Source organism: Bradyrhizobium sp. CCGUVB23 (genome assembly GCF_024199885.1).
Classification (GTDB): Bacteria; Pseudomonadota; Alphaproteobacteria; order Rhizobiales; family Xanthobacteraceae; genus Bradyrhizobium.
In genome coordinates, this window is sequence record NZ_JANADQ010000001.1 from 1,272,179 (window position 1) to 1,293,705 (window position 21,527).

Sequence of the window (21,527 nt, forward strand, 5' to 3'; positions counted from 1 at the left end):
CTCCTCAGTGAACGGCCACGGCGTCTCGCGGCATTTCCTCGGCGAAATCGGGAATCGATTCGATCCGTCCCAGCACCACGACATAGAAGAAGATGCCGATCAGCAGCACGACGCCGGCGATCATGAAAGCGCCGGCAAAGGATTGAGTCCAGTCGACCACGATTCCGGTCACGATGGGCGCGAGGACGCCCATCATGTTGTTGGTGAAATTGAGAATGCCGCCGACCGTTCCCGCGCCGCCCTTGGGCGCGATCAGCGACACGATCGAGGACCCGACGGGCGCCGCGGCTGACAGCCCCGAGATCGCGATCGACAGCCACAGCAGCGCCCAGCCTGGCTTCACGGTGAACGCGGCGCCGATCACGGCAAGCCCCATCAGCATGCCGACGATGATCACCGACTGGCGCACCCTCGTGCTGTCGTAGCCACGCGCGATCAAATGATCCACCAGGAACCCGCCGATCAGGAGGTCCGACAACGTCGCGAAAATCCAGGGGATCGTCGAATAGCCCGCGGCCGACATCAGATTCATATGCATGGTCTGGGCGAGATAGCCCGGAAGCCAAGTGAGGAAGAGATAGAAGGTATAGCCATAGGCTGAGAACCCGATGGTCAGCCCCCAGACCTTGCGGTTGCGCAAGAGGTAGCCGAGCATGCGGCTCTGCCCCGCCGTCGCCGGGCCTTCCGGCGTGCCGCCGCCGGCGACGATGTAGTGATGCTCCGCCTTGGACAGCTTCGGATCCTCGCTCGGATTTCGATAGATGACGTAGTAGGCGATGAAATACGCAAAGCTCAGCAGCGCCGTGACGCCAAAACCCCAGCGCCAGCCGTAGAGAAAGATCACATAGGCAACCAGCGGCACGCCGATCACGTTGGAGAATTTGGCGGCAGAATCGAAGATCGCGGTCGAACGCGCGCGTTCGTCGAGCGGAAACCAGTGGCCGGTCGCTTTCTGACTTGCCGGAAATGCCGGCGCTTCCGCGACTCCGAGCAACAGACGTGCGGCGGCGATACCCCAAAGTCCGCTGGCGAGCGCAGTGATGGTGGCGGCGACCGCCCAGAGGAAGCTGCTGGCGCGGCCGACCGCGGTGACGCCAAAGCGGTCCAGCACCATGCCGCCCGGGACTTGCAGCAACGAATAGGTCCAGAAGAACGCGCTACCGAGCAGGCCGATGTCGGTGGCGGTGAGGCCAAGCTCCCTGGTGAGCTCGGGCGTCGCGGCGGAGAGCCCGACACGGTCGATGTAGTTGATGAGGATTCCGACGCCGAGGAGACAACCGATCAGCCAGCGTCGCCCGGGTACTTGTCGGCCTGCGTTCGTCATTTCGAATCCTCTCCAAGCCGCGGGACCATGTCTTTCGTCCCGTCGAAATACGGAACCGAGAGAAACCTCGTCGCGCCGGCCATTGTTATAGTCTCTTATAGTGGACAATAGTATCTTATAGCGTCATGCTAGATATTCCCGAGCCGTGATGTCAAGCCTGGACGTTCCGGACCGCCTCACCTGAATGCGTCGCGCACGCGGCGAGAGCAGCGCGAGGACAGCGCACGAAACGATGCGGATGCATCGTGCGTACGCTGCCTGTCGGCTCGGCTCAGCGGCGATCTGAGAGTTCGGTTGCGGTGGCGACGAGATCGTCGAGCAGCGCGGTCCTGCGTTCCTTCAGCGAGTCCGCGGGAACGACGAAGCAGAGCGTCGCGACCGCGACCCCCTTCTTGTCGCGGATGGGCGCGGCAAGACACGACGTAAACCGATCGGACAGTGCCGTCGTCACGCATCTGCCTTCGCGCCTCGCGCGCGCGACGTCCTTGATGAAATCACCGACGTCGAGCAGGCGTCCGTCCGGAAGACGAAAATCCTCCTTCGGAACGAACGCACGAATCTCCGAAGGGCTCATGTGATCCAGCAGCAACCTGCCGGATGCAGTCCACGGCAGCGGCACCTCGATGCCGACATCCGTAGTGATCCGGAACAGGCCCGACCCGTCCCTTGTATCGACCACCACGTATTTGCGGCCACGTAGCGCGCAGAGTTGCGCGGTCGCGCTATGCTCGGTCGCCAGCCGGTCGAGGGCTTCGCGGCATCGGCGATGCAGGGGATTGGCCTCCGCATAGGCCCGGCCGTAGAGATGCACCGCCTTGCCGAAATAGACCTGACCGCCCTCGCCGACGCTCTCCAGCAGGTCCGCCTCGATCAGGCGGTTGGCGATGGCATAGACCGTCGACCGCGGCGCGCCCATCTGCTTCGCGAGGTCGCTGAGCTTGGAGGGCGCGCGCAAATGCAGCAGCGCTTCCAGGAGATCGATGGTCCGATCAATCCCGTTCTGGCGTTCCGCGGGCTCGGCGCCCTTCTTGGATGCGGCCAAACTTCACATGTCCTTCGTCAGCTTCGTGCCCGCGGTTTTGGCACAAACCGCGCCGAAGGTATAGCGTATCCGGCTTTCGCATTCAGGATCGATCAATCGGCGTTGGATGAACCCACGCCCTCTCCTACCCCCGCGCCTTGCTCCAGTCGGGACCGACAGGGCCCGACACGTCTTCGAACGCGCCATCGACGAGTTCGAAGACGAGGATACGGCTGGCGTCGACCGGGCCCGGCATGATGATGCGGCCCTTGGGCACCGGCTTGAAGCCAACGCGGGTGTAATAGGGCTCATCGCCGACGAGCAGCACGAGGGCGTGGCCTTGCGCCTTCGCGTCCTTGAGCGCGCGCTCGAGAAGTAAGTGCCCGACGCCGCGGCCGCGGAACGGCGGCTCGACGGTGAGCGGACCGAGCAGCAGCGCCTTGGTATCGCCGATCGTGATCGGCAGTTGGCGCACCGAGCCTACCATCAGCGTGCCGATGCGGGCGGTAAAGGAGAGCTCGAGCAGGTGATCGACGTGCTCGCGGATGCGGTAGGCGCTGAGCACGAAGCGTCCGGGCCCGAAGGTGCGCTCGTGCAGGCGCTCGATCGCCTGGGCGTCGCCGGCAGCCTCGGGAAGGATGGTGACTGAGAGATCGTTCATGTCAGTTCGCGGGTTAGCATCTGGGAGTGCGAAGGTCCACCGGCAAGGCTTCCGTTCCTTTTCAGCGCCGGCTGGGACAGGTAGGCGAGCATCTTCATTTCCCGCCGTCCTCGCGTGACCGTGTCGAGCACGAGCCCCGACGACACCGACAACAGTGCCATGATCATCAGGCCCATCGCCAGAAAGGCAGTCGGGAAGCGCGGCACGAGACCGGTCTCGATGAAGGTGATCACGATCGGGATCGCCAGGACGATCGACATCAGCGCCAGCAGAATTCCGATCAGCGTGAAGAAGCGCAGCGGCCGCTCGGAGCGGTAGAGCTTGAGCATGGTGCCGAGGATGCGAAAACCGTCGCGCCAGGTGTTGAGCTTGGAGAACGAGCCCTCGGGGCGCGCGTAATAGGGCGTCTCGACCTCGGCGACCGGCAGCGACAGCTCAAGCGCGTAGACCGCGAGCTCGGTCTCGATCTCGAAACCGTCGGAGAGCACGGGGAAGGACTTGACGAACCGGCGCGAGAACACGCGGTAGCCGGACAGGATGTCCTTGAAGGCCTGGCCGAAGCTCGACGACAGGAAGCCCGTCAGCATGCGGTTGCCGGTGCGGTGGCCGAGCCGGTAGGCGGCCTGTGTCTGATCGACGCGAAGGCCGACGACCATGTCGAGATGTTCGTCGAGGAGCTTGTCGATCATGCGGGATGCGCTCGGCGCATCATAGGTCGCATCGCCATCGACCAGCACATAGACGTCGGCCTCGATGTCGGCGAACATCCGGCGTACCACGTGGCCCTTGCCCTGCCGCCGCTCGCTGCGCACGATCGCGCCGGCCTCGCGCGCGACGCTTGCGGTGCGGTCGCGCGAGTTGTTGTCGTAGACATAGATCTCGGCCGAGGGCAGCGCCTTGCGGAAATCGGCGACGACGGTCGCGACCGCCGCCTCCTCGTTGTAGCAGGGCACCAGCACGGCGATGCGAAGCGCTGTCGATGTCATGGCGACAGCGCTCCAACGCTTGCCGCCCTTTCACATAGCGGCGCCTCTTGAGAGGCTTCCACCGGCTGCATCAGCTCGGCAAAGGACAGGCTCCACAGCGTCAGCATCGCGATCGGCACGACGTAATAGGGCGTGAAGACCGGGTGGCTTAGGAAGAAGACGAGATTGACCAGCAGATTGCCGGCGGCAATGAGAGCGACTTGGCGCACGCCGCCCTCGCCCATCCGGAGCTGCCAGGCGGTCGAGCCGATCGCGAGCGCGGTCAGCCCGAGCTGCGGGTCCCCGAGGTATTGGCCGAGCACGCTCACATTGAATTCGGGTGCGGACACGTCGGCGCCGCCATAGGTCGTGGTGAAAGGACTACCGGCATTGATCGCATTCGCGATCAGCGTCGGCGCCATGCCGATGACGAAGGCAACACCGAAGCCCGAACTTTGCACGAACTCCGCAAGCTTGCGCGTCCGAAGAAAGGAGATGCCGAGATACAGGACATAGCCGGAGACCAGAAACAGATTGGACAATCTGAAATTCACGGACAGACCGAGCAGGAGCCCGATCGACATCACCAGCCACAGATTGCGCTTCGCCTTGACCAGCCACAGCGCGGTCAGCAATCCAGCGATGGCGCAGAGCGCCATGGTCGGTGCGATCGAGTAGCTGGCCTTCGCCGGATTAATCATGAGGTAGCTTGCGAGCGCGCCCAAGCTACCTGCTCCCACGGTCAACGGCAGGGTGCGCGCCGCGAGGATGCCGAGCAGCGCGAGGACGCACACGATCAGGTTTGCAAAAACGTAGAGCGGCGCCACCTGATGTCCTTCCGGAAACAGCGCCAGCAGAAAGCCGGTGCCCGGCGGATATTGCAGCACGAACTTGTTGTCGGGCTGCGAGGTATGGCACGGCGCCATTCTCTGCGTATTCCAGTCGGGGAACTCGATCTCCTTCAACTTGCCTTCCAGAAAGTGGTCGTCATTCCGTGAAATATCGGTGTCGATGCCACCGAGCCCGAAGCGCTGGAACAGATGTGCCTGACGCAGATAGCAGATGTCGTCATAGACGCCGCGCGCCTCGTTCCAGCGCGACATCGTCACGATGTTGCTGGCGAGGATCGCAAGGCAGATCAGGCCGAAGGTAATTTTGAGGCTCTTCATCCGTTGTCCCTGGCGCGCTGGGGACGCGGCGCCCTGCCAAAATATCGGGTCTGATTGCGAGCCACGAAGCAGGTGCGCCCCTCTCCCGCTTGCGTGGGAAGGTGGGGTGTGTCCGCAATCGATACTCCCAATTTGGAGAGAGCCCCCACCCGCGCTTCGCGCCGACCTCCCCCGCAAGCGGAAGAGGTTGAGCGAGCCCGGGGCCCCATCCACTCAACCCAGACTCATCCTTGCTTTAGCATAGCCGCGCCTCATCGCCACGTCGCAATCGGCGGGCGGCCCTCCAGCACCTCCGCTATCCGCAGCCGCGTGCCGGGCGTGGTGCCCTCGGGGAGGGCTGAGCTTGCGAAGAACCCGCATTCGATGATCTCGCGGTTGGGCTCCGGCAGGCGCTCCTGGCTGAACTCCCTGACCACATAGACCGCGACATGGTCGCGGCGCGAGACGTGGCTGTTGAGGAAGATGCCGTGCAGCGCCGCACCCCCGGTGAGGTCGATGTCGCCCTCCTCCTTCAATTCGCGCCGCATCGCAGCTTCCATGGTTTCGCCGAGATCGACACCGCCGCCCGGCAGATACCAGCCGTTGACATAGCTGTGCCTGACCAGGAACACGCGATTGTCCCGGTCCAGCACCACGGCGCGGACGCCGAGCGTCATGCCGCGGGCGAGCAGGAAGTAGGAGTGAAAGACACGCCGCAGCAGGTACTCGTATTTCCGTCGCATCTTGTCCAGACGTCCTGCCATCAGGCTCCTTCCAAAACTCCTTGCAAGCTTTCCTTGAAGCTTTCCTTGAAGCTTTCCTTGCGTCGCAAGACAGACCTTGCCATTACAGCACGGGAATAGCGAGGCAATCGCGCATCTGATGGCACCGTTCATACTCGCGCATCTGTCCGATCCGCATCTGGCGCCGCTGCCAAGGCCCCGGCTGATCGAGCTCGCAGGCAAGCGTGCCCTCGGCTACGTCAACTGGGCGCGCAACCGCCACAAATACCAGCGCCGCGAGGTGCTCGACGCACTGGTCGCGGACATGAAGGCGCAAGGCCCCGACCACATCGCGGTGACGGGAGACCTCGTCAACCTGGCGCTGGAGGCGGAGTTCGCGCCAGCGCTGGCCTGGCTCGAAGGCGTCGGTCCGCCGGATCGCGTCACCGCGATCCCCGGCAATCACGACGCCTATGTCAGTGCGACACGCCAGCGCTTTGGCGAAACCTTCCTGGATTACATTGCCGGCGACGAGCCTGCGGCGAGCTTTTTTCCCGCCGTGCGCCGGCGCGGACCGGCGGCGCTGATCAGCCTGTCGACGGCAGTGCCGACGGCGCCGTTGATGGCGACGGGCACGCTCGGCCGCGACCAGCTCGCAGCGCTCGCAGAGGTGCTGGCGCGGCTTTCGAGCGAAGACGTGTTTCGCATCCTCCTGGTCCATCATCCACTCAGGTCGAAGTCGCGCAACAAGCGGCTGACCGATTCGGATGCGTTGCTCGCGCTGATCAGGCAGCACGGCGTCGAGCTGATCCTGCACGGCCACGACCACGTGCATTCGACGATGTGGTTCGAAGGGCCCAACGGCAACGTGCCCGCGGTCGGCGTTCCCTCGGCCTCGGCGCTGGCGCATGGGCGCTACCCGGCGGCGGCGTATAATCTGTTCGCGATCGAAAAGGACAATGCCGGCTGGCGCTGCGAGCAGGCCGTACACAGTCTGGATCATGGGTTGCAGGTTCGGCAGATCAAGCACGTGCGGCTGGTTTAGTTTCGCCGTCATTGCGAGCGCAGCGAAGCAATCCAGAATCCCTCCGCGGAAACATTCCTGGATTGCTTCGCTGCGCTCGCAATGACGAGGTCTTCACCAGCTCTGCAACGCCGCAAGCAAGGCGAGGCCGAACAGGGCGGCGGCGCCGAGGACGAAGCCGAAAACGAAGGGCCAGATGCGGGAGCGACGCGGCTTCTCCGGCTCCGCCGCCTTCGGCTCGGGCGGCACGACCATCGCGTGCTCGCGCTCGATCATGCGGCGCGCGACGTAATCCGTCACCGCCTCGACGATCACGGCCGTGTCGTGCGACTCGGCGAGCACGATACGGCCGAAGCGGGTGTCCTGGACGAAGCGGTACATCCGCTTGTCGCGTCCCATCATGATGTGGGCGACGACGTCGATCCACAGCCGCGGCGTTTCGCCCTGGCTGACGCCGCGGTCGAACAGGTCGATCTGCTCCGGGACCTGAGCGAACAGGGGATCGAGCGCGTCGTTGAGGATCTCCAGCCGCGCCACCTCGGCATCGCGCAGGTCGACCACGACGCCGGTCCGGTCGGCGGCCTCGATCCGCGCCTTCAGAAGCGCATCGCGCAGCCGCACGGTGCGCGGTTGAGGGGCATGGGTCCCGGCGATCTCGGGCTCGGACATGGTTCGGCTCCTGGACGAGGTCCGTTAACCTATCAGCAACCATGATCGCCGCAAAGGCCGTACAATTCCAGATACTTAAGGCCCCGGGGGTCAGTTTTCCCTGTCCAAAAACAGACGATCCCACCCAGGCAAAGCCTGGATGGGACCGTCCGTCCTTGGACGTCTTCTTCGATTTTGGGCCGTCAGAAGCCGTTATTGTTTTGAGCATGATCTTCCGGAAAACCGCTGCACACTTTGCGCTAACGCGGCCCTCCGGGTCCGGATCATGCTCTAGGCTGCCGGAGCGCGGTGCGGCTCTTCCACGATGGAGAAGCGGACGCCGGCCTTGTGGCGGTTCTCTTCCGACACTTCACGCCAGCAGTCTTCGGCCTCCTTGCGGGACTTGAAGGGGCCTTTGACCTGGGCCGAGCCTTCCACGAGCTTGTGGAAGTTCATCGAACCGAACTCGCCGCCGATCACCCAGAAATTGCTGCCTTTGCTCATTGTCAGTCCTCCTCAATTCCACCGTTAGCCGAACTGGTTCATCGTGTTGTGCGCGCCGCCCGCCTTCAGGGCAGCCTCGCCGGCGAAGTACTCCTTGTGATCGTCGCCGATGTCGGAGCCCGCCATGTTCTGATGCTTCACGCAGGCGATACCCTGACGGATCTCGGCGCGCTGGACGTTCTTCACATAGCCTAGCATGCCCTGCTCTCCGAAATATTCCCTGGCGAGATTGTCGGTGGACAGCGCGGCCGTGTGATAGGTCGGCAGCGTGATCAGATGGTGGAAGATGCCGGCGCGCTTGGCGGAGTCGGCCTGGAAGGTCCGGATCCGCTCGTCGGCTTCGATCGCCAGCGGCGTGTCGTCGTATTCCGCCTTCATCAGCTCCGCACGGTTGTACTTGCTGACATCCTTGCCGGCTTCCTTCATCGCATCGTAGACCTGCCAACGGAAGTTGAGCGTCCAGTTGAAGGACGGCGAGTTGTTGTAGGCCAGCTTCGCGTTCGGAACCACCTTGCGGATCCGGTCCACCATGCTGGCGATCTGCTCGATATGCGGCTTCTCGGTCTCGATCCACAACAGGTCAGCGCCGTTCTGCAGCGAGGTGATGCAGTCGAGCACGCAGCGATCTGCACCGGTGCCGGGACGGAACTGATAGAGGTTGGAGGGCAGCCGCTTCGGACGCATCATCTTGCCGTTCTGGTTGATGATGACATCGCCGTTGCGGGCGTTCGCCGCCGTCACTTCCTCGCAATCGAGGAAGCTGTTGTACTGATCGCCGATGTCGCCGGGCTTGTGGCTGACGGCGATCTGCTGCGTGAGGCCTGCGCCGAGCGAGTCGGTACGGGTCACGATGATGCCGTCTTCGACGCCGAGCTCGAGGAAGGCGTGACGGCAGGCGCGGATCTTCGCCAGGAAGACCTCGTGCGGCACGGTGACCTTGCCATCCTGGTGTCCGCACTGCTTCTCGTCGGAGACCTGGTTCTCGATCTGAAGAGCGCAGGCGCCCGCTTCGATCATCTTCTTGGCGAGCAGATAGGTCGCCTCGGCGTTGCCGAAGCCGGCGTCGATGTCGGCGATGACGGGCACGACATGGGTCCGGAAGTTGTCGATCTTCTCGATCAGCTCCTTCTCCCTGGTCTTGTCGCCTTCCTTGCGCGCCTTGTCGAGGCTGCGGAAGATGTCGTTGAGCTCGCGGGAGTCGGCCTGACGCAGGAAGGTGTAGAGCTCCTCGATCAGGGCCGGCACCGAGGTCTTCTCGTGCATCGACTGATCCGGCAGCGGCCCGAACTCGGAGCGCAGCGCCGCGATCATCCAGCCGGAGAGATAGAGGTAGCGGCGATCGGTGTTGCCGAAGTGCTTTTTGACCGAGATCAGCTTCTGCTGGGCGATGAAGCCGTGCCAGCAGCCGAGCGACTGGGTGTACTTGGTGCTATCAGCGTCATAGGCGGCCATGTCGGCACGCATCAGCGCCGCGGTGTAGCGGGCAACATCCAGGCCGGTCTTGAAGCGGTTCTGCAGGCGCATGCGCGCCACGGCTTCAGCGGTAACGCCGTTCCAGGTCTCCTTGGTCTTGAGGAGCGCTTCGGCCGCCTCAATCTCGCTCTGATAGGAAGCCGGACCGTGGAGCGCCCGGTCGCTCATCTCACGCGGTTGGAAATTCATATCCGTGATCCCTTGGCTCGCGACAAACTGCAGTATTGGTTGTCGACATTTTTGACAGTGCATTGCGAAATGCGTGGTGAGAGCTAAACGCGAGAATCCCTAGCTCGTATAGTAGGCTTGTATTTGAATGGTGATGTCATGTAACATAAGAACATGTCACAGGTGTTATTTTGTAAAGTTTGTAAAAAATATGGGTCAGCGAATCTGTCCCTACCGGCTCTGGAGAAGCGCTGATGGCCACCGATTCCGGGAAGAAACTGTTCGTCGGCCCGCGCTTCCGGCGGATCCGGCAGCAATTGGGGCTGTCGCAGACCCAGATCGCCGAGGGGCTCGGGATCTCACCGAGCTACATCAACCTGATCGAGCGCAACCAGCGCCCGGTGACCGCCCAGATCCTGCTGCGGCTGGCCGAGACCTACGATCTCGACCTGCGGGATCTTGCGACCGCCGACGAGGACCGCTTCTTCGCCGAGCTGAACGAGATCTTTTCCGATCCGCTGTTCCGCCAGATCGACGTCCCCAAGCAGGAGCTGCGCGACCTCGCCGAGCTCTGTCCCGGCGTCACCCATGCGCTGCAACGGCTCTACGCCGCCTATACCGAGGCGCGCCAGGGCGAGACGCTGGCCGCGGCGCAGATGGCCGACCGCGACGTCGGCACGCGCTATGAGGCCAATCCGGTCGAGCGCGTGCGCGAACTGATCGAGGCCAACCGCAATTATTTTCCGGAGCTCGAGCAGGCCGCCGAAGCCCTGCGCGACGAACTGAACGTGCCGGCCGAAGGGCTCTATGCCGCCCTCGTGACGCGCTTGCGCGAAAAGCATTCGGTTCAGACCCGCATCATGCCGGTCGACGTGATGCGCGAGACCTTGCGGCGCTTCGACCGCCATCGCCGCCAGCTCCTGATCTCCGAGCTCGTCGATCCGCCCGGCCGCGCGTTCCAGCTTGCGTTCCAGCTCGGGCTCGGCGAATGCACCCAGCATCTCGAAACCATCATCGGCCGCGCCGGGCCGCTGGACGATGCGCCGCGACGCCTGTTCCGCATTACGCTCGGGAATTATTTCGCAGCTAGCGTGATGATGCCCTACCAGCCATTCCTGGCCGCAGCGGACGCGCTGAACTACGACATCCACGTGCTGGCGCAGCGCTTCAATTCCGGCTTCGAGCAGGTCTGCCATCGCCTCACTACCCTGCAGAGGCCGAACGCACGCGGCATCCCGTTCTTCCTGCTCCGCGTCGACAATGCCGGCAACGTCTCAAAACGCTTCTCCTCCGGCACCTTCCCGTTCTCGAAGTTCGGCGGCACTTGCCCCCTGTGGAACGTGCATTCGACCTTCGACACGCCGGACCGGCTTCTGAAGCAGGTGATCGAGCTCCCCGACGGCACGCGCTACTTCTCGATCGCGCAGATGGTGCGCCGGCCCGTCGCGCCCCACCCTCTGCCGCAGCCGCGCTTTGCCATTGGTCTGGGCTGCGAGATCCGCCACGCTTCGCGCCTCGTCTACGCCGCCGGCATGGATCTTGAGAAGGCCGAGGGCACGCCGATCGGCGTCAACTGCCGCCTCTGCGAACGCGAAAACTGCGCCCAGCGCGCCGAGCCGCCGATCACGCGCACGCTTATTTTGGATGAGACGACAAGGCGGGTGTCGAGTTTCGCGTTCTCGAATGCGCGGGAGTTGTGAAGCGGCGGCTGCATTTGTTGCAGTTTGCACGCGACACATTTTTGGTGGTCGTCCTGGCGAAAGCCAGGACCCATTACCACCGGCGTTCGCTGTGAACAAAGGTGGCGGACAATTGTCGCAAAACTACTCCCTGGGGGAATGGGTCCTGGCTTTCGCCAGGACGACATTGGGGCGGGAGCGCAGTGACCGTTTCCTACGCCAGCGTATGCACGATCACCGGCCCCGCGGCGGCACTGGCGTGGCCCGCGAGCAGCGGGCCCAGATCCTTCTCGATCCAGGCGATCGCGCGCCGGTTCGCCTCCTCCGCCTGCTCGAACTTGTCGAAGATGGAGATCGCGGTCACCGTGTCGTCGCCGGCATAGACCACGTAATAGGCGCGGAAGCCATCGACATCGCTGATGATCGGAACGGCGCCTTCCTTGATGCGGCGCGCCAGCTCCTCCGCGCTCCCGCTTTTCGCCTTGGCCTGACGGATGGCGGCATACATGGGGTCCTCCTTCCGGCTCGCTGATGTGGGGCCTGGTGCCCTGCGGCGATGTTACGCCGAAGCGCGTGGCCGATCCACGCCCTCGCGCGAAGTTGTGCAAGCGATCCTCCTGCCCCTTCACATTGCCAAGCGGATGCGGCATCTGCATAGTCCGCGCGCAACAATCGTGACCGTTACGAAGGGGACAAAAGACATGGCGGACGCCGACCTGGATGTCGTGATCCGGCAACTGGCAAGACAGCTCCACACGGGCCTGATGGCCCGCGCCAAGGAACGGCGGGATCGCTTAAATACCCTCGCGGCCAAGGCCAAGGGCAAGGACGCCCGCGAGCGCTACAAGCTGATCGCGAAGAACACCATGGAGCAGGCCAGCACTGCGGCCAAGCGCCTCCAGATGTCCGCCGACAACGTCGCCGACAGCTACGCTAGGTCGATGCGCTTCGCAGCCAGTGCGGCCGCCGAGACGGTTGAGAAGCAGCAGGCGGCGGAGAAGAAGCCGGCAAAGGAGCAGCCGGTGGCCAAGAAGAAATCCGCTAAGAAGAAAAAGAAGGCGTAAGGCACACTCGCTGCCTTCCCTTCTCCCCTTCCGGGAGAAGGTGGCGCGAAGCGCCGGATGAGGGGTTGTCTCCGCGAATGAATCTCACGCAGTCGAATACGCGGAGACAGACCCCTCACCCGGCTTCGATGCTGCGCATCGAAGCCACCCTCTCCCGCAAGGGGCCTGTTGCGTAATCCGCGATTGTGATTCTCTAGGGCAGAAGCCTTGGAGGTAACGATGGCAGTGAAGCAGACTGGGCAGCCGAGTTTTATTGAGGCGTGGTTGCCGAAGGGAGCCGGTGCCAATGCGGCGCTGAATCGGTTGTCGGGCTTGGTCAAATGGTACCGGTTCGAGAAGCTGATGGCGCATTTGCGGGATGAAGGAAGCCCTGGCCGACCGGGCTATCCGGTGCTGGTGCTGTTTCGCGCGCTGCTGTTGCAGTCGCTCTACGGTCTTTCGGAGCGTGAGCTCGAGGAGGCACTGGGGGACCGCCTGTCGTTCAAGCGCTTCGTGGGCCTCAGTCTTGAGGATGCGACGCCTGATCACACGGTCCTGAACCGGTTCCGGAACCAGCTTGTTGAGCAAGGCCTGCTGGAGAAGCTGTTTGGTGAACTCGATCGTCAGCTTGAGAATGCTGGTGTTATCCTCAAGCGCGGCACGATGCTGGATGCGACATTGATCCAGGCGGTGTCAGCGCCTCCAACGGAAGAACAGCCGTCGAACGATCCCGATGCGCGGTTTGCCAAGCGGCGAGGCAAAAGTGGCTCGACCTTTGGTTACAAGGCTCACGTGGGTGTCGATGAGGGCTCGGGCCTGATCCGGTCGGTGCTGACCACGCCCGCCAATGTCAACGACACCACGCCGGCCGACGATCTGATCCGCGGCGATGAAGCCGTGGTGTGGGCCGATGCAGCCTATGACACCCATGCCAGACGGGCTCGGCTGAAGGCGGAAGGTAAGAAGCCTCGTATCGCCCGTCGCCCCAACCGGCATCACCCGCAGCTGCCGCCGCGGCTCAAACGCTACAACCTTCTCATCGCACGACGGCGAGCGCAGGTGGAGACGACCTTCGCCACCCTCAAACGCCGCATGCGATTGACTTGCATCCGATACGTCGGCCTCATCAAGGCAAACGGGCAGGTTCTGCTCGCCTCCATCGCGTTCAACATGAGGCGGTGGGCCGCAATCGCTGCGTGAACCGCCCGCCGAGGAGCATGAGCCGCTCCATCGTCGGCCCGCTACTCCGACAACTAGCTTCTTCCCTGACCTGTCTTGGCCTCAAAAGCCAGTAACGCAACAGGCCCGCAAGGGGAGAGGGTGCACTGCCGAGGCGGCACAAAAAACTCACCGCAGCGGCGCAGAGATGTTGGTCGGCCTTGGTTCGCCCAGCTCGCCGAGCTTGGTGCGGGCGAGCTGATGGGCGGCGCCGTCGGGGCGCTCCGGCAGCGCGAGGACGGCTTCGAAATCGGCGCGGGCATCGTCCGTCCGTCCGCTCGCGAGGAACGCGAGGGCGCGATTGACGCGCGCGTCCGGATCATTGGGCGCGAGGCGGATGGCGGTGTTGTAGCTCAGGATTGCGCGCTGGAGATCGCCCCTGGCCGCAAGGGCGAGCCCCCGCTCGGAATACGACGCCGCAAGCTTCGGATCGAGCGCGATTGCCTGGTCGTAGTCGGCGACCGCCAGATCCAGTTCGCCGTTCTGCCGGTGGGCCAGGCCGCGGTCGCGGAAGGTGGCGGCGCGGTTCGGGTTGAGATGAATGGCCTGGTCGAAATCGACGATCGCCCGTTTGGCGTCGCCGTGCCGCAGCGCGATGCGGCCGCGCCCCTCATAGGCGAACGCGATCAGCGAGCCGCGGAACGGGCTGAAGCCGATCACGGCCGAGCAGACGTCGGGCTCGTTAGCATCGCCGCAATTGACGACGGTGTGCAACGACAATCCGACGAGAATGCCCGACACGATCAACAATGGCGCAGCTAATCTGGTCATCGTCAGCCGTCGCCGGCAACAGGCCGGCCACGCATCCCCTTTCAGACGCTTGAGGTCTGGGCCGGTGTTAGCACCGGCGGAGACGATCTTGTGTGCGCCAGCTCACAAAGCCGACCACAATCTCGGTTGTGCCGGCCTCAGGTCGCCCAGTCAGACGCCCAAGAAAGCGCCCTCGTCAGCCACATTGCCAGCAGACAACACCAGCCGATTGCAGCAAGTGCGAAGGACGTCAGAAGGAGCGCGCCTTCCGCATTGACCAGAAAACTCTCGTGCGAAGCTGCCTCATCCCGCACGGACCGGTTCATGTGCAACATGCGCACCTCCGGCAATTACGTTTAAACAATTGTCACACCCGGCAAGCCGTCCGGCCTGCGACTCGCCGAAAAAGGCGAGTCGCATTGGTGTGAATCAATGCGCGACAAAGCGCAAGAGTCTTTTGGGACAAGGATAAGCGTAAATCGCGGACGCAGAGCTCGAACACCGTCACCAATGCGAGGTTGAATGGCTGGTTTCCCGCATCAATTGTAACGCCATCACGGCACATCTGCGACGGCTGAGCCAACTGGTCTCATCCCCACGGTCCGCGCCTGGACGAGCGGCCCCATGGACTTTGCGGCGGATAGTTTTCGTTGGCGCCGAGCGATGGCGCCCCGTTCGCGCCGAGCTCGGCCGCGAGCTGCTGCAGCGCGTCGATGCGGTTCTGCGTCGAGGGATGGGTAGCGAAGAGACTGTCGACGCCGTGCCCCGACAGCGGATTGATGATGAACATGTGCGCCGTCGCAGGATTGCGCTCCGCGTCGAAGTTCGGCACCTGATGTGCGGCATTCTCGATCTTGACAAGCGCGGATGCGAGCCACATCGGCTGGCCGACGATGCGGCCGCCGAGATCGTCGGCGGCATATTCGCGGGTGCGGCTGATCGCCATCTGCACCAGCATTGCAGCGAGCGGCGCCACGATCATCATCAGGATCGAGGCGACGATGCCGGGGCCGGAATTACTGTTGCGATGGCCGCCGAAGAACATGCCGAACTGTGCCAGCATCGAGATCGCGCCCGCGACCGTCGCGGTGATGGTCATGAGCAGCGTGTCGTGGTTTTTGACGTGCGCAAGCTCGTGCGCGATCACGCCGGCGAGCTCCTCGCGGCTGAGCTGATGCATCAAGCCGGCAGTGACGGCAACCGCGGCATTCTGCGGATTGCGACCCGTGGCGAACGCGTTGGGCTGCGGCTCGTCCATCACAAACACGCGCGGCATCGGTAGCCCGGCACGGCCCGCAAGCTCGGCGACGAGACCGACGAGTTCCGGCGCGCTGGCGCGGTCGACCTCATGGGCTCCGTACATCGAGAGCACCATGCGGTCGGAGTTCCAGTAGGTGAAGAGATTGGTCGCCGCCGCGATGACCAGCGCGATCATGGCCCCAGTGGCGCCGCCGATGAGATAGCCGACGCCCATGAACAGGGCGGTGAGGCCTGCGAGGAGAATTGCCGTGCGAAGATAGTTCATGGCCGCCTCCGTGAGCCGGCCGTGGCCAAGCCTTCAGCCGGCGCAATCAAAGTATGGCGACGCCGTCGCGCCGCAAGACAGGCCGCTGCGTCGGAGAGCCGCGGCGGGTGTTGGCGAGGAAAATTCGGCACTCATAAACCTTACGGCGCATTTGCACCAAACCCCACGCCGAAGTTTACCCGTTGGAAAGGCAGCCGCCGCTTAATCGAGGACAACCGGGCACCCCAGGCCTGCCTGGGCATTACTCGGTTCCATTGCCACCAGTCAGCAAGGTGACTGTTCATGATGGACCGGTCTCGAGCAATTTCCGCCAGTGATACATCCCCGACCCCCGCGCGCGAGGCAGAAAGTGCCCCCGAAGCAAGGAGCTCGGATGCAAGGAGTTCGGATGCCAGGAGCTTGCAGCAGGCGCTGCAGGAACGCCTGTTTGCCGACGAGGAACACCCGCAGGAACCCGCTGCCCGGATGGAGGCCGCGGAACCGGCGTCACGCTGGCCGTATTTGTGGCGGGGCTTGAAGATCGCAGCCGGCCTTGCCGTGATTGCCGTGTTCGGCTGGCTGCCGCTGCGCGCCATGCTGCAGAACTCCAGCGTCGAAGCCGTGCTGAACTCCCGCCTCGTCACCCTGCGTGCGCCGATCGGTGGACGCATCGTCGCAGCCTCCGATCCCATCAAGGATCGGGCTCGGCTTGACGCCGACGCGGTCGTGCTGCGGGTGGTCAACCCGCGCAGTGATCGTACGCGACTCGATGACCTTCGGCGGCAGAAATCGCGGCTGGAAAACGAGCGACCGTCTCTCGCGGCCAAGCTGGCGACGGCACAGGCAGCACAGCAGGACCTCGCGCGGCAGGCCGAGCAGTTCAAGAATGGACGCGTCCTGCAGCTCGAGGCACGCATCGCCGAGATCCAGACCTCGATCGAGGCAGCGGCGGCGCGGCGCGAGGAAGCGAGCGCAGCGGTGGATCGCGCCTCATCGCTGGCGAAATCCGGCAACATCTCCACGGTCGAGCTCGCGCGGCTGACGCGTGAGCTTTCGGTTGCGCAGCAGACCGAGCTCGGCGCGCGCAAGCGGCTGGATGCGGCCAAGGTCGAGCTGACCGCGGCGCAAAGCGGCTCGTTCCTCGGCGACAGCTACAACGACCGGCCAAGCTCGGTGCAGCGCGAGGAGGAGATGCGCCAGCGCGCCAAGGACCTGGAAGCCGATCTGATGCGTATCGACACGGAGATCGCCTGGCTTGCGAACGAGATCATCACGGAGGAGATCCGCTTCACAGACCTCTCCGAAGCCAACATCAAGACGCCGGTCGCAGGCCGCGTCTGGGAGATGATGACCTCGCCGGGCGAGGATGTGCAGGCAGGCCAGCCGCTGCTCAAGGTGCTCGATTGCAGCGGCGCCGTCGTCACCGCCAACGTCACGGAGAGCGTCTATAACCGGCTGCGGCTCGGCGACCACGCCACCTTCGAGCCGAATGACGGCGGCGAGCCGATCTCCGGCACCGTCGTCAATCTGACAGGTTCCGCCGGTGCGCCCGCCAATCTCGCCATCAATCCCGATGCGCTGAACAAGGAGCCCTATCGCGTCACGGTCGCACCGGCCGATGCCGCCGCTCACGACTGCACGGTCGGCCGAACCGGGCGGGTCGTCTTTGGCCGGAACGAGACCACGCCATGATGGCGGCACTGGCGCCCGGCTTTCTCGCGCTCGGCGCCTTCATGGCGATGGTGCCACTTCTCAGACGTGACAACACGCTGGCGCGCTCGCTTTTGACCGGCGTGTCGTTCGTCCTCCTGCTGCGCTACTTCTACTGGCGCGTCACCAAGACCCTGCCTCCACCGGGCCTGACGGCGGATTTTTTCTTCGGCTATCCCTTCATGCTGGCGGAAGCGGCTTCGCTGGTCGCGGTCGCATTGTCGCTTCTGTTCCTCAGCCGCACCACCAGACGCACCACGGAGGTCGACGGCCGCGCCACCGATCCGAAGGCGCCGCTGATCGACGTCTTCATCTGCACCTACAACGAGGAGCGATCGATCCTCGAGCGCACGATCATCGGCGCGACCGGAATGGAGTACGGCAATTACCGCGTCTGGGTGCTCGACGACGGACGCCGGCTGTGGCTGCGGCACCTCGCGAGCGAACTCGGCTGCCACTACCTCACGCGTCCCGACAACCGCCATGCCAAGGCGGGCAACATCAACCACGCACTCAAGTATGTCGGCGGGCTGCCGGAACGGCCGGACTTCATCGCCGTCCTCGATGCGGACTTCGTGCCGCGTCCGGATTTTCTCGCGCGGACCATCAGCTTGATGGACGATGCATCCGTCGGCGTGGTGCAGACGCCGCAGCATTTCATAAATCCTGATCCGATCCAGACCAACCTCGCCGCGTCTGACGTGTGGCCCGACGAGCAGCGGTTCTTCTTCGACATCCTGATGCCGGCCAAGGATGCCTGGGGCGTCGCGTTCTGCTGCGGGACTTCGTCCCTGATCCGCTATTCCGGGCTGATGCAGATCGGCGGATTCCCGACCGACTCGGTGACCGAGGATTATCTCGTTACCCTGCGCCTGAAGGAGCGCGGCCTCAAGACCGTCTATCTCAATGAGCGCCTGACCATCGGGCTCGCGCCGGAGGGCCTGAAGGAATACATCACCCAGCGCGGCCGCTGGTGTCTCGGCTTCATGCAGATCGTGCGCGGCCGCAGTAGTCCGCTGTCGCAGACATCGAAGCTCCCGCTTATCGACCGGCTGTCGCTGGTCGACGCCTTCATGAGCTGGACGACAGTCTATTTCGCCAAGATGTTCGGGCTGGTCGTGCCCTGGCTGTTTCTGCTGTTCGGCATCAAGGCGGTGCAGGCGGACCTCGCCGAGCTCTTGCATTTCTTCCTGCCATTCTACGTCTGGCATGGACTGACGATGGCCTGGCTGTCGCACGGCCGTTCGCTTGCCATGATGACAGACGTGTCGCAGCTCGTGGCGGCGCCCGCCGTGCTGAAGGCCGTCACCACGGGCCTGCTGAGGCCCAAGGGGCACAAGTTCAAGGTCACTGCCAAAGGCGGCGACCGCGACAAGAAATTCGTCGAATGGCCGCTGCTGCGGCTCTACGGCACCGCGCTTCTGATCACGCTCGCGGCGATCGCCTATGCCTTCATCCTGCATTTGCGCGGCGAGAGCATTGCCTATGGCGGGCTGGCGCTGGCCTGGAGCCTGTACAACGCGTTCATCCTCACCGTGGTCTGCTTCGTCTGCATCGAGCAGCCGCGCAAGCGCAAGGCCGAACGCTTCGTCCGCAACGAGGCCATCCTGTTGCGCCAGGGCGGCAAGTCGCACCTCGTCCGGCTCGCCGATATCTCGATCACCGGCGCGCGGCTGATCGATCCCGACCCACCTGCGATCGGCAGCGCGATCGAATGCCAGATCTATGGCCGTTCCATCGCGGCTACCGTGGTGCGGCGGACCACGAACGGCTTTGCCGTGCGGTTCGAAGAGGGCATGGACACGCGCGTGCACGCGGTCCGGGCGTTCTATGCCGGCGAATATGTGCGCGCCTATCGCGGCATCAAGGCGCTGCCAGTCGGGAAAGCCCTGATGCTGCGGTTGTTCGGCTAGCGGCAACGGGGTGGCGTGAGGCCGGCTCTTCACCTAAACTTCGGGAGATTCCTCTCGCCCTTCCCGCTGCCGGAAACCCTATGCTCCAGACCCGATTCGCGATCGCGGCCGTCACACTGCTCGCACTCTCCGCCACCGCTTCCGCCCAGTTGCTGCCGCCGCCCGTAAAACCACAGGCCGCGCCGAGGCCGACCGCGCCGCGCGCAGCCTCGTGCCACAATGGCGCGAGCTTCGACCGCTTCCTCACTGAGGTGAAACAGCAGGCCATCGCCGCGGGCGTGTCGCAGCGCGCGATCAGCGAGGCCTCGCCCTACCTCGTCTACGACCAGGGCATCGTCAACCGCGACCGCGGCCAGCGCGTGTTCGGCCAGCTCTTCACCGAATTCGCCGGCCGCATGGCCGCGACCTATCGCATGCAGAACGGCCAGCAGCACATCAAGCAATACGCGGCGGCGTTCGCGCGCGCCGAGAAGGAATACGGTGTGCCGCCGGCGGTGATCGCCGCATTCTGGGGGCTGGAGAGCGATTTCGGCGCCAACATGGGCAATCTGCCGACGCTGAAATCGCTTGTGTCGCTGGCCTATGACTGCCGACGCTCGGAGATGTTCGTGGGCGAAACCATCGCGGCGCTCAAGGTGATCGACCGCGGCGATCTCAGCCCTGCCGAGATGATCGGCTCCTGGGCCGGCGAGCTCGGACAGACGCAATTTCTGCCGACGCATTACGTCAACTACGCCGTCGACTATGACGGCGACGGCCGGCGCGATCTGCTCCGCAGCGGGCCCGACGTGATCGGCTCGACCGCGAACTATATCGCCAACGGATTGAAATGGCGGCGCGGCGAGCCGTGGCTGGAAGAGATCAAGGTGCCCGCAAATTTGCCCTGGGAGCAGACTGATCTCTCGGTGCAGCAGCCGCGCTCGAAATGGGCGCAGCTGGGCGTGACCTACCCCGACGGCCGGCCGCTGCCGAACGACAATCTCGCCGCCTCCGTGCTCCTGCCGATGGGGCGGTCGGGGCCGGCCTTCATGGCCTATCCGAATTTCGCGGCCTACACTGAGTGGAATAATTCGCTGATCTATTCCACCACCGCCGGTTACCTCGCCTCGCGCATTGCGGGCGCAGCTCCCATGCGCAAGCCGGCGCAGCCGGTGGCGCAACTGCCGTTCAATGAGCTGAAGGAGTTGCAGCAGCTGCTGGTGCGCGCAGGCTTCAACGTCGGCAAGGTCGACGGCGTGCTGGGCCAGCAGAGCCGCAGCGCGGTGAAGGCGATGCAGATCAAGTACGGCCTGCCCGCGGATTCCTGGCCGACGGCGGAACTGCTCGCGCGCATGCGCGGCGGCACCGCGCAGGCGCAGCCGCAAGCGATCGTGCGGTAGAATTTTTAACCCGCGAACGCCACTTCGGCGGTTGTATTTTCCTGCGGTGCTCCCATCTCTTGGGACCAGGATACCTCCTGACATCCCAACGAGAAGAGAGCATCACATGTCCTTTTATGACGCCGTCGTCCCCGCCTATTTGCAGATGCTGAACAGCCTGACCGGCCTGCTCACCAAGGCGGAGGCCCATTGCGCGGCCAGGAAGATCGAGCCAAGCGTGCTGATCGGATCTCGGCTCTTCCCGGACATGCTGCCGTTCAGCAAGCAAATCCAGCTCGTCAGCGACTTCGCAGCCAAGGGCTGTGCACGGCTCACGCACACGGAGCTGCCGTCGATGCCGGACACCGAGACGACGTTCGCGGAATTGAAGCAGCGGCTGGCAAAGACGATCGACTTCGTGAAGTCGTTCAAGTCCGAGCAGTTCGAGGGCGCCGATGCCAAGGACGTCACATTCCCGGCCGGCCCCGACCGGACCGTTACATTGAAGGGGCAGCAATTCTTCAGCTCGGTCTCGCTGCCGAACTTCTATTTCCATGCCGCGACCGCGCACGGGATTCTGCGTCACAACGGTGTCGAGATCGGCAAGCGCGATTTCCTCGGCATGACCTGAGATTTGTGATCCATATTTTCCGCGGCACGGAGATCAACTCCGCTGCCGCGGATGACATTGAAG

Annotated in this window: 20 protein-coding genes; 8 read left to right on the plus strand and 12 right to left on the minus strand. The window is 63.9% G+C overall.

The window, feature by feature from the left end; all coding sequences use genetic code 11:
- Window positions 1-4 precede the first annotated feature (4 nt).
- The 6 genes from NLN62_RS05990 to NLN62_RS06015 form a co-directional block, all read right to left on the minus strand.
- Window positions 5-1,324 (minus strand): MFS transporter, encoded by a 1,320-nt coding sequence (locus NLN62_RS05990; RefSeq protein WP_254107939.1) that lies wholly within the window; start codon window positions 1,322-1,324, stop codon window positions 5-7.
- A 271-nt stretch (window positions 1,325-1,595) separates the two neighbouring features.
- A complete protein-coding gene (locus NLN62_RS05995) occupies window positions 1,596-2,366 on the minus strand; it encodes an IclR family transcriptional regulator (RefSeq protein WP_027522811.1) in 771 nt (256 codons plus the stop codon).
- A 124-nt stretch (window positions 2,367-2,490) separates the two neighbouring features.
- Window positions 2,491-3,006 carry a GNAT family N-acetyltransferase gene (locus NLN62_RS06000; protein WP_254107941.1) on the minus strand — a complete coding sequence of 172 codons (516 nt, stop codon included), beginning with the start codon at window positions 3,004-3,006 and terminating at the stop codon, window positions 2,491-2,493.
- Entirely contained in the window at window positions 3,003-3,992 is a 990-nt protein-coding gene (locus tag NLN62_RS06005; RefSeq protein WP_254107942.1) for a glycosyltransferase family 2 protein, read from the minus strand. The genes NLN62_RS06000 and NLN62_RS06005 overlap by 4 nt, the downstream gene beginning before the upstream one ends.
- Window positions 3,989-5,140 (minus strand): hypothetical protein, encoded by a 1,152-nt coding sequence (locus tag NLN62_RS06010; RefSeq protein WP_254107944.1) that lies wholly within the window; start codon window positions 5,138-5,140, stop codon window positions 3,989-3,991. Before NLN62_RS06010 ends, NLN62_RS06005 begins: the two co-directional genes overlap by 4 nt.
- Before the next feature lie 251 nt (window positions 5,141-5,391).
- Window positions 5,392-5,883, minus strand: a complete 492-nt coding sequence (locus NLN62_RS06015; RefSeq protein ID WP_027522809.1) for an NUDIX domain-containing protein — start codon at window positions 5,881-5,883, stop codon at window positions 5,392-5,394.
- A gap of 118 nt (window positions 5,884-6,001) precedes the next feature.
- Between NLN62_RS06015 and NLN62_RS06020 the strand changes: the two genes are divergently transcribed.
- The gene (locus tag NLN62_RS06020; RefSeq protein ID WP_254107946.1) at window positions 6,002-6,886 is read left to right on the plus strand and encodes a metallophosphoesterase; all 885 of its coding nucleotides are present in this window, start codon (window positions 6,002-6,004) and stop codon (window positions 6,884-6,886) included.
- Window positions 6,887-6,979: 93 nt separating this feature from the next.
- Here the strand turns inward: NLN62_RS06020 and NLN62_RS06025 are convergent, their stop codons facing one another.
- The 3 genes from NLN62_RS06025 to NLN62_RS06035 form a co-directional block, all read right to left on the minus strand.
- On the minus strand, window positions 6,980-7,534 hold the full coding sequence (locus NLN62_RS06025; RefSeq protein ID WP_027522807.1) for a hypothetical protein: 555 nt from the start codon (window positions 7,532-7,534) through the stop codon (window positions 6,980-6,982).
- 270 nt (window positions 7,535-7,804) lie between these two features.
- Window positions 7,805-8,017, minus strand: coding sequence for a hypothetical protein (locus tag NLN62_RS06030; RefSeq protein ID WP_027522806.1), 213 nt, complete (start codon window positions 8,015-8,017; stop codon window positions 7,805-7,807).
- A 24-nt stretch (window positions 8,018-8,041) separates the two neighbouring features.
- On the minus strand, window positions 8,042-9,679 hold the full coding sequence (locus NLN62_RS06035) for an isocitrate lyase (protein WP_254107948.1): 1,638 nt from the start codon (window positions 9,677-9,679) through the stop codon (window positions 8,042-8,044).
- Between the two features lie 233 nt (window positions 9,680-9,912).
- Between NLN62_RS06035 and NLN62_RS06040 the strand changes: the two genes are divergently transcribed.
- Window positions 9,913-11,358, plus strand: a complete 1,446-nt coding sequence (locus tag NLN62_RS06040) for a short-chain fatty acyl-CoA regulator family protein (protein ID WP_027522804.1) — start codon at window positions 9,913-9,915, stop codon at window positions 11,356-11,358.
- A 193-nt stretch (window positions 11,359-11,551) separates the two neighbouring features.
- Here NLN62_RS06040 and NLN62_RS06045 read toward each other — a convergent pair whose 3' ends face one another.
- Window positions 11,552-11,845: an antibiotic biosynthesis monooxygenase gene (locus tag NLN62_RS06045; protein ID WP_027522803.1), complete on the minus strand. Its 294-nt coding sequence runs from the start codon at window positions 11,843-11,845 to the stop codon at window positions 11,552-11,554.
- Between the two features lie 193 nt (window positions 11,846-12,038).
- Between NLN62_RS06045 and NLN62_RS06050 the strand changes: the two genes are divergently transcribed.
- Window positions 12,039-12,401, plus strand: coding sequence for a hypothetical protein (locus NLN62_RS06050; protein ID WP_027522802.1), 363 nt, complete (start codon window positions 12,039-12,041; stop codon window positions 12,399-12,401).
- A gap of 219 nt (window positions 12,402-12,620) precedes the next feature.
- Window positions 12,621-13,580: an IS5 family transposase gene (locus NLN62_RS06055; protein WP_254107950.1), complete on the plus strand. Its 960-nt coding sequence runs from the start codon at window positions 12,621-12,623 to the stop codon at window positions 13,578-13,580.
- Window positions 13,581-13,727: 147 nt separating this feature from the next.
- Here the strand turns inward: NLN62_RS06055 and NLN62_RS06060 are convergent, their stop codons facing one another.
- Together NLN62_RS06060 and htpX are read right to left on the minus strand one after the other, a co-directional pair.
- Window positions 13,728-14,369 (minus strand): tetratricopeptide repeat protein, encoded by a 642-nt coding sequence (locus NLN62_RS06060; RefSeq protein ID WP_027522801.1) that lies wholly within the window; start codon window positions 14,367-14,369, stop codon window positions 13,728-13,730.
- 568 nt (window positions 14,370-14,937) lie between these two features.
- A complete protein-coding gene (gene htpX, locus NLN62_RS06065) occupies window positions 14,938-15,873 on the minus strand; it encodes a zinc metalloprotease HtpX (protein WP_027522800.1) in 936 nt (311 codons plus the stop codon).
- A gap of 399 nt (window positions 15,874-16,272) precedes the next feature.
- On the opposite strand from htpX, the gene NLN62_RS06070 reads away from it, so the two are divergent.
- From NLN62_RS06070 to NLN62_RS06085, 4 genes are all read left to right on the plus strand, one after another.
- A complete protein-coding gene (locus tag NLN62_RS06070) occupies window positions 16,273-17,544 on the plus strand; it encodes an HlyD family secretion protein (RefSeq protein ID WP_371260484.1) in 1,272 nt (423 codons plus the stop codon).
- Window positions 17,541-19,475: a glycosyltransferase gene (locus NLN62_RS06075; protein WP_254107952.1), complete on the plus strand. Its 1,935-nt coding sequence runs from the start codon at window positions 17,541-17,543 to the stop codon at window positions 19,473-19,475. The genes NLN62_RS06070 and NLN62_RS06075 overlap by 4 nt, the downstream gene beginning before the upstream one ends.
- Window positions 19,476-19,555: 80 nt before the next feature.
- Window positions 19,556-20,854, plus strand: a complete 1,299-nt coding sequence (locus NLN62_RS06080; RefSeq protein ID WP_027522798.1) for a lytic murein transglycosylase — start codon at window positions 19,556-19,558, stop codon at window positions 20,852-20,854.
- A 106-nt stretch (window positions 20,855-20,960) separates the two neighbouring features.
- Window positions 20,961-21,464 carry a DUF1993 family protein gene (locus tag NLN62_RS06085; RefSeq protein WP_027522797.1) on the plus strand — a complete coding sequence of 168 codons (504 nt, stop codon included), beginning with the start codon at window positions 20,961-20,963 and terminating at the stop codon, window positions 21,462-21,464.
- The last annotated feature ends 63 nt before the right edge of the window (window positions 21,465-21,527 follow it).

Excerpts from the sequence above, each read along its gene's own strand:
- NLN62_RS06005 (WP_254107942.1), bottom strand. The coding sequence starts at position 3,992 with ATGACATCGACAGCGCTTCGCATCGCCGTGCTGGTGCCCTGCTACAAC.
- NLN62_RS06055 (WP_254107950.1), top strand. The coding sequence starts at position 12,621 with ATGGCAGTGAAGCAGACTGGGCAGCCGAGTTTTATTGAGGCGTGGTTG.
- NLN62_RS06060 (WP_027522801.1), bottom strand. The coding sequence starts at position 14,369 with ATGACCAGATTAGCTGCGCCATTGTTGATCGTGTCGGGCATTCTCGTC.
- NLN62_RS06020 (WP_254107946.1), top strand. The coding sequence starts at position 6,002 with ATGGCACCGTTCATACTCGCGCATCTGTCCGATCCGCATCTGGCGCCG.
- NLN62_RS06085 (WP_027522797.1), top strand. The coding sequence starts at position 20,961 with ATGTCCTTTTATGACGCCGTCGTCCCCGCCTATTTGCAGATGCTGAAC.
- NLN62_RS06035 (WP_254107948.1), bottom strand. The coding sequence starts at position 9,679 with ATGAATTTCCAACCGCGTGAGATGAGCGACCGGGCGCTCCACGGTCCG.
- NLN62_RS06030 (WP_027522806.1), bottom strand. The coding sequence starts at position 8,017 with ATGAGCAAAGGCAGCAATTTCTGGGTGATCGGCGGCGAGTTCGGTTCG.
- NLN62_RS06075 (WP_254107952.1), top strand. The coding sequence starts at position 17,541 with ATGATGGCGGCACTGGCGCCCGGCTTTCTCGCGCTCGGCGCCTTCATG.
- NLN62_RS05990 (WP_254107939.1), bottom strand. The coding sequence starts at position 1,324 with ATGACGAACGCAGGCCGACAAGTACCCGGGCGACGCTGGCTGATCGGT.
- htpX (WP_027522800.1), bottom strand. The coding sequence starts at position 15,873 with ATGAACTATCTTCGCACGGCAATTCTCCTCGCAGGCCTCACCGCCCTG.
- NLN62_RS06010 (WP_254107944.1), bottom strand. The coding sequence starts at position 5,140 with ATGAAGAGCCTCAAAATTACCTTCGGCCTGATCTGCCTTGCGATCCTC.
- NLN62_RS06040 (WP_027522804.1), top strand. The coding sequence starts at position 9,913 with ATGGCCACCGATTCCGGGAAGAAACTGTTCGTCGGCCCGCGCTTCCGG.
- NLN62_RS06045 (WP_027522803.1), bottom strand. The coding sequence starts at position 11,845 with ATGTATGCCGCCATCCGTCAGGCCAAGGCGAAAAGCGGGAGCGCGGAG.
- NLN62_RS06015 (WP_027522809.1), bottom strand. The coding sequence starts at position 5,883 with ATGGCAGGACGTCTGGACAAGATGCGACGGAAATACGAGTACCTGCTG.
- NLN62_RS06000 (WP_254107941.1), bottom strand. The coding sequence starts at position 3,006 with ATGAACGATCTCTCAGTCACCATCCTTCCCGAGGCTGCCGGCGACGCC.
- NLN62_RS06050 (WP_027522802.1), top strand. The coding sequence starts at position 12,039 with ATGGCGGACGCCGACCTGGATGTCGTGATCCGGCAACTGGCAAGACAG.
- NLN62_RS06025 (WP_027522807.1), bottom strand. The coding sequence starts at position 7,534 with ATGTCCGAGCCCGAGATCGCCGGGACCCATGCCCCTCAACCGCGCACC.
- NLN62_RS06080 (WP_027522798.1), top strand. The coding sequence starts at position 19,556 with ATGCTCCAGACCCGATTCGCGATCGCGGCCGTCACACTGCTCGCACTC.